Here is a 6,740-nt window from a genome sequence, read left to right as displayed (position 1 = left end):
GTAGATCTTACAGTTGAATATCCAGTAAAATCGGTAAGATCTCAAGTTTGTCCAGTTCTTTTTATCGCCATGAATAATCTGCCGGTCATAATTATAGCGATGAGAAGCCCAATGGGGAACAAAATCACTAAAGGGTTTGACACCTTGTGCTCCGAGCAGTCTTAAATGACCCTTAACAAATAAGATACCAAGAGCAACGAAAGGAACTGTAATGAGTAGAGGTATATAGATCAACAGAACACCTACCTTGACTTTCCAGTCTGGCTGTTTATCAAAATTCTTTCCTATCTGTACTCTTTGTTGCATAATGATCCTTGTATGACGTTATGGAAAATTTTAACATATAATTGAATTGTAATACTTATTCTAAAATCAAGTACAATATTTTACTTCAATACTTTTCATTCTTTTATAGAAGGAATTCTTGCATAAATGTTAGCAGTATATATATACCCCTTTAAGGTGATATAAATACCTATTTAACAGACTCTGCCAAATCTGCACGTTAATTGTTCTCCAACAGCTAACTATTTAGTTTATAGATTCCCTAAAATAGGCTTTCAATGGATTTAATAAAGTGTTCGTTTCCTCACTGCTGAACTATTTTATCCCCTTGATTACTTGCTTTAAAAACTTTAAATTAACTAGATGTCTTTTTCGGTGTCCAAATATACTAATATATTGATATTTTACTTAGCTAATTCAAAAAAGTAATGAGATTACAGATAAATTATGCTAGTATCACCCAAAATTTGTATTATTATAATAAAGGACAACAGATGACAAACGGAAAAGTATTATCGTTATATATGACAATGCCTGATATGATGCGCTCTGGTCACAGAATGAAGGTTGAAGACTTTGACTGTGACGAAAATGGTATCGTAGGTAGTAGAGACTATGACAATGGTGTAGACAAAATGATGGTTTTAGTTTCAAAAAAGAGTTATGACATCATAGAAGAAGCGGAACTTGTTTTTGAAAGAGGTCTGTTGATGGAGGATATTTATGTAGATGTTGACCTTTATCATCTTAAAAAAGGATCGATCATTGAGATAGGTGAAATGCTCTTTGAAGTGAATGGACCATGCGAGGATTACCGTTACCTGTATGCATTTGCACCTGAGCTTCCTGAACTTATTCATGGACAGCGTGGCCTTTTTGTAACGCCTCTAGAGTATGGAGGAATCGCAGTTGGAGATGAAGTAAGCGTGGTAAAAGAGGCTTAAGATGAAAAAAATAGGTATAGGCATAGACTATAGTAACATCTGCAAAGACTATAATACATCATATTTGGATAGAGATAATACAGATCCAGCAACCAAAAAATGTATGAAACAAGTGCTTGCCTGGACTCAGGAGTTTTTATCTGAACTTTTGGAAAACTTCGAATATAATATGTATCACTTACACTCTTCTACTCCAGTAAAGATAGAGGATATAGCTTCTAAAAGGTTTCTTTTTTATTCTCTAGAGAAAGAGATAACATTACAAAGCTATGTTATACAAAAAGAATATGTTGAATATGAATCTTTAACTGCCTGGGAGCTAGATACCAACGATAGTATACTTATTCAAAATGATGAGGATGGGGAAGGGATCTATCTTTATCTCAAAGAAAACTCCAGAGAACATCAATGGATAACTGATAAGTTGAAAAACTTCTCTTTAGATGATGTTCCTTTTCATGCAAAATAAATAAAGATCAAATTGTATGATAAAAATATTTGTTTAATCGTCTTTACAGGTTATCTCAAGACATTCTATAAGTTGCCTTGCTGGTACTTCACTGTTTTTAGATAAATTCTTATTATTTCTTACACACTAGAGAGATTTCTAAGCAAAATACTATAAGCAAAATACTATCATACTTCATGCTAGTCATTTAAAATGATCAGCCATATTATTTTAGGAGAATTGTCATGAGAAACGAAATTAAAGCAAAACTAGAAGAAATTGTAGCACTTTTGAATGATCCAGAAGAAACGGTATTGGAAAATGAAATTAAAGCAAAACTAGAAAAAATTGTAGCACTTCTGAATAATCCAGAAGATATTGCAACGGAACAAGAAACTAAAGAGAAATTGGAAGCAATTGTAGCACTTGTTAATAATGTGATGGTAGACCCAGACATTGACGTTGAATATTGTATACCTGAAGTAGCGACAACAACAGAAACTTGTGATGTTTTTGGAGATCCTTATATCTTAGTGACATATGTTGTGAGTGAATATACTAAACCGACACGTAAAATCCGTTTAACACCTACATATCTAAAAAATACAGCAAAAGCGATAGCGAATTTGGTTACTTTCTCTATTGAACAATTTAAAACAGAGATAGACTCTGTAGAGATGGGCTAAAAGCTATCTCCTTCAGAGATTTTATATAGGCTAAAATTTTTATTTTAGCCTGCCAATTGATAATTTACTTAGCAATTCCATGGAATTGTTCATATACTCTTTTCACATACTTTGGTTTAAGACCTGTCGTTTTGATTTCTGCCAACTCTTGCTTAATATGCTCTTGCTTAATTGTAATAAGGTTTTCCCATCTTTTCACCAAAAGATCTCTCACCTCTGTTTCAAAATCGCCGGTATAATCTGGATATGAAGTATTTAATTTCTCTACAACATCACCAAATTCTGTCTCTTTAATAAGCTCTAATTGTTCTTTTGGATGTGTTTTTACAACTTCTACAAAGTGAGTCCAACCAGTTTCCAATATAGTTCTTAACTCTTGCGCATAATCTCTGTCTTCATTTGGAAAGTTTTGAATTAATGCTGTAGCGATATCTTTGAGCTCATTGGCATTTACGATCTCTAACTCTTCTTCAAAACCTTTTAAGTCTGCTTCATACTCTGCTGCATCTTCATACATTTTTGCGATCTCAGCATTTTTACTATTATCTCTACTATTCTTTTTTGGAGCAGAATCTTCTTTCTCTGCATGAGCAGCTTTAAGTTCTTCCATCTGTAATTCCATATAACGCTTTGTTTCTTTATCAGCCATATTATTGATACCTCATAATAATTAATTTGTATTTTAGCATTACGTTTTGCAGTTTGCAATTAAATAACTAACCTTCATGATAATATCAACTTCAGTTAAGATAGACGATATTACTTCCAGAAGATTTCTTTTCTATCTATATTTATCTATATATAGATTTAAGATGGTCCAACATTTCAGTAAACCTTATCCTACTGCTACTTAGATTCACACTTCGATTGATAGTCCTTAGTTACATCTGCGATAAATGCATCTGTGAACATTTCTGTAAACTCTTCTTCTTCATCATGGTATTCTATAAACCCAAAGAAATCATCAGGTGTAATTTCACACTCACACATTTTGTCTATGGCTTCCATATAATGATCATCAAAGAAGAGACCTGCTATTTCTTCTCCTTGATAAGAGTACTCTTTGTGATCAATCTCTTTATAACATTTTTGCTGATGTAGTAGAGCTTCAAGTTCGTCAATTCTATGACCTTGTTCCGCTGAGGCAGATCCACTTTTTAGAATATTCATAATTATCTCTTGCATCTCTGCTAATATTCTTGCCTGTTCACTCATAATATCTCCTTGTTAATGTATTGAAAGAACTTTCTAATACTTTTATTGGTTTAGCAATTCCAACTATAAAACCATATGCACTACTGTATATCTTACAGTCTGTATGCTAAGTAAATTTCTGAAATTATTTTGATTGCTATAAATGTCATAATTATATCTTCTTCTACTAATTTAAAGTTAAAGTCATTTGTTAAGAAATATACAAAAAAAGCAAAGGACCAAAAGCATTTTATATTGACTAACTTAGGTTATATTTGATACTCTCAAAAGTAAGTTAAATACCTGTAGGTATAAATCTTTAATTTAAAATGATAAAATACTCAAAAAATAAAAGGAAGATATAATGTCTAATACACTAATTCACAATGCTGACGAATGTAAATATGAATACCATATAGATGGTCATGTAGCATATATTACTTATGATGATCAAGATGGAAATATGCATTTAACAGAAACACAAGTACCAGAGGCATTAGCCGGAAAAGGTCTTGCTAGAATGCTTTTAGAAGATGTACTGCAAGAGATAAAAAAAGAAAATAAAAAAGCTGTAGCTAAGTGTTCATATATAGTAAAATATCAAGAAAAACATCCAGAAGCAAGTGATATATTTGCGTAGATTTATTTAATAATGAAGTCTAAAGAAATTTAGACTTCATCAGTATGAGTGTTTCTTTACTTATACCCTCCATGTAGGAGATCTTAGCAAAACTACAACTACTACAACGCATACCTGCATGAGGATTGACAACTATTTTTACTCAAAAGTTCAAGATAAAGTATTCTTATAAATATATGTGTATAAAAGGATCATCTATATCATCTCGCTCTCTATTCCTCATTATAAGCCAAAAGATAATTAAAATTTAAAATAGTTGTACTATTTGAGATTTTTTAAATCGTTATCTAAGGCTACGATGAAGTAGGGGCTTACAATATCATCTAAGTATGATTGCATTAAACTAACACTATGTACCTTTATCTGCAGCATTGTAAGGCATAGTAACTCCTAGTATAAATGATGAGAATATAGTAATAAAAGAATGCGTCAATATATAACTAAATCTTATATATAATTCTTATATCTTGTTTATTATAGAAAACTGTTGCTTCATATGGTAACTATTTTACTAATACATATGATTTCATATTGCTCTGATAATACATATTTAAATTATATTCGATACTATAAGACACAAATTCATGTTTTTTAAAGATTTGAATGTACCTTGATGGTACTTTCTACTTTGAAAAACTTTGTATCTAACGATAATGAATTTAAAAATGTCTATACACTGAATTTAAAAATGTTTTATACACTATTTGGTGTATTTTTCGAAACTTTTTCATACATATAAGGAGTCAACTATGACGAAAAGAGTAACAGAAGGTCCTGCTGGGTATATGCCTGCGTCAGCACCGGAGATGGGGGTAGAGCTTGCACCAGAAGGTTCAGCTTTACTTTATGGTAATGTTGTCACACCTGAAGAGGCAATGAGAGATGCTGCTAGAGCATTACTCACAAGGGACAATCCAACAATCTTCCCTGGTCCTCAAGTTCTATGGGACTGGAAAGATGATGTTGCGGAAAAAGCTGCAGCTATATTAGATCTTGCATCTGAGATTCCAAACTGTAAAATCATTCCAATGCCAGATTACAGACCAAAATATCCAAAAATTGATGTTAAGGCTGAAATCAATCCAAATCACCCAAATCTAACAATCTTAGACAATAGAATTAAAGCTTGTATTTTTGTAGGTGTGCATTGTCACTACGCAAACCTTTCACTTAGAATGATCCGTGCTGGTACTGATTGTTATACGACTGCATTATGTGCTTATATGGGACATGAAGAAGCGATGGCATCAATTAGAGATTTACATGCATCAGACATTCAAAAGTTCAAAGAGATCGTAATTGAAGAAAGAAATAAATTAGGCATTGAGTGGGAAACTACTCTACCACCTGAAAATCCATCTTTAGAAAAAGAAGATTTCAGTACATTATCACCGGCTGATTATGGCGAGTATAGATCTCTCATCATGACCAAAAAAGGTGAACATGTTACTGAAACTGAATAAAGGAGAAAATCAATGGATGCAAGTCAAAGACCACAACCAACATTAACAAAAACAAAAGTAGATATTAATTACCTACTAAAAGAGGCTCCAAGAGAGCAGCACTTTATTACAGGTGCCCAAGCGATGGCGGAAGCTGTTAAAAGAGCAAACGTAGATATGGCAATTGCGTATCCTATTACACCACAATCAGAGGTAATGCACCTTGTTGGTGATATTTATGCTCAAGGTCACATTAAAGAGTACTATAGAGCTGAAGAAGAGCTTGGTACGATGTCAGCAATCGCTGGTGCTGCAAGAGCAGGTGTTCGTCTGTTTACAGCAACATCAGGTCCAGGACTTCTTAGAGGTTTAGAAGCAATCGTATCATGGTCAGGACATAGAGTTCCAGCAGTACTTGGTATTCTAACACGTGTTGTAAATGCACCGCTATCAATTCAGCCAGATAATATCGAAATGGCATACATGATGCACTGTGGTGCTGTAATGCTTCATGCTGAAAACCAGCAAGATACATTTGACTATACATTGGCAGCATTTGCTATTACAGAAAAAGTTGATGTTTATATTCCAGTAGCTGTTGCAACAGAAGGTTTCTTCGTAACACACGCTAAGGGTTATGTTGACATGATGTCAGAAGAACTATGTCTTCCTGATTTTGATCCAGTTGCAGCTCCAGTTCCAGCTATGGATAATGAAACTCCACCGGCTAGAATTCAAAGAGATGCTCCAGTTCAAAAGTCAAACTTTATGTCTTACTTGATTCACTCAGTATGGCAACAAGAGATTTGGGATTCAAACAAGCGTGCTATGAAATATATCTATGAATACCTTGGTGGACCAATCGAAGTTCAAAACCCTGAAGCTGATGTATTTGTTCTTGGTTCTGGTTGTGCTGCAGCACAATGTAGAGAAGCGCATAGATATGCTCAAGAAGATGGATTAAGTGTTGGTTTTGTTAAAGTAAAAGCAATCAGACCATTCCCAACTCAAGAGATCAGAGAAGCATTGAAAAATGCTAAAGCGGTAATCGTTCCTGAGCACAACATTATTGGTTGGTTATGTAAAGAAGTTAAAGCAGCT

9 protein-coding genes are annotated in these 6,740 nt (G+C 33.4%); 6 read left to right on the top strand and 3 right to left on the bottom strand.

Translation table 11 applies throughout. From position 1 onward, the window contains the following. Window positions 1-306 (bottom strand): hypothetical protein (locus tag ABZC96_RS07395; RefSeq protein WP_373030156.1); only part of this gene is annotated, 306 nt, incomplete at its 3' end. 473 nt (window positions 307-779) lie between these two features. On the opposite strand from ABZC96_RS07395, the gene ABZC96_RS07390 reads away from it, so the two are divergent. The 3 genes from ABZC96_RS07390 to ABZC96_RS07380 all read left to right on the top strand — a co-directional run bounded on the left by ABZC96_RS07390 (window position 780) and on the right by ABZC96_RS07380 (window position 2,363). After that, window positions 780-1,229 carry a hypothetical protein gene (locus tag ABZC96_RS07390; protein WP_373030154.1) on the top strand — a complete coding sequence of 150 codons (450 nt, stop codon included), beginning with the start codon at window positions 780-782 and terminating at the stop codon, window positions 1,227-1,229. A gap of 1 nt (window position 1,230) precedes the next feature. After that, window positions 1,231-1,698 carry a hypothetical protein gene (locus ABZC96_RS07385; protein WP_373030152.1) on the top strand — a complete coding sequence of 156 codons (468 nt, stop codon included), beginning with the start codon at window positions 1,231-1,233 and terminating at the stop codon, window positions 1,696-1,698. A gap of 224 nt (window positions 1,699-1,922) precedes the next feature. Then, a complete protein-coding gene (locus tag ABZC96_RS07380) occupies window positions 1,923-2,363 on the top strand; it encodes a hypothetical protein (protein ID WP_373030150.1) in 441 nt (146 codons plus the stop codon). Window positions 2,364-2,427: 64 nt separating this feature from the next. Here ABZC96_RS07380 and ABZC96_RS07375 read toward each other — a convergent pair whose 3' ends face one another. Both ABZC96_RS07375 and ABZC96_RS07370 read right to left on the bottom strand, forming a co-directional pair. Beyond that, on the bottom strand, window positions 2,428-3,012 hold the full coding sequence (locus ABZC96_RS07375; RefSeq protein ID WP_373030148.1) for a hypothetical protein: 585 nt from the start codon (window positions 3,010-3,012) through the stop codon (window positions 2,428-2,430). Between the two features lie 197 nt (window positions 3,013-3,209). Next, the gene (locus tag ABZC96_RS07370; RefSeq protein ID WP_373030146.1) at window positions 3,210-3,578 is read right to left on the bottom strand and encodes a hypothetical protein; all 369 of its coding nucleotides are present in this window, start codon (window positions 3,576-3,578) and stop codon (window positions 3,210-3,212) included. Between the two features lie 343 nt (window positions 3,579-3,921). Between ABZC96_RS07370 and ABZC96_RS07365 the strand changes: the two genes are divergently transcribed. The 3 genes from ABZC96_RS07365 to ABZC96_RS07355 form a co-directional block, all read left to right on the top strand. After that, a complete protein-coding gene (locus ABZC96_RS07365; RefSeq protein ID WP_373030145.1) occupies window positions 3,922-4,197 on the top strand; it encodes a GNAT family N-acetyltransferase in 276 nt (91 codons plus the stop codon). A gap of 749 nt (window positions 4,198-4,946) precedes the next feature. Continuing rightward, a complete protein-coding gene (locus ABZC96_RS07360) occupies window positions 4,947-5,660 on the top strand; it encodes a carbon monoxide dehydrogenase beta subunit family protein (protein WP_373030144.1) in 714 nt (237 codons plus the stop codon). Between the two features lie 12 nt (window positions 5,661-5,672). Beyond that, window positions 5,673-6,740: ferredoxin oxidoreductase (locus ABZC96_RS07355; protein ID WP_373030143.1), on the top strand; the 1,068-nt coding region annotated here is incomplete at its 3' end.

Source organism: Sulfurovum sp. (assembly GCF_041551015.1).
GTDB lineage: Bacteria > Campylobacterota > Campylobacteria > Campylobacterales > Sulfurovaceae > Sulfurovum.
The sequence above is the reverse complement of the archived record's forward strand: the minus strand, read 5'-3'. Positions and strand labels throughout refer to the sequence as shown.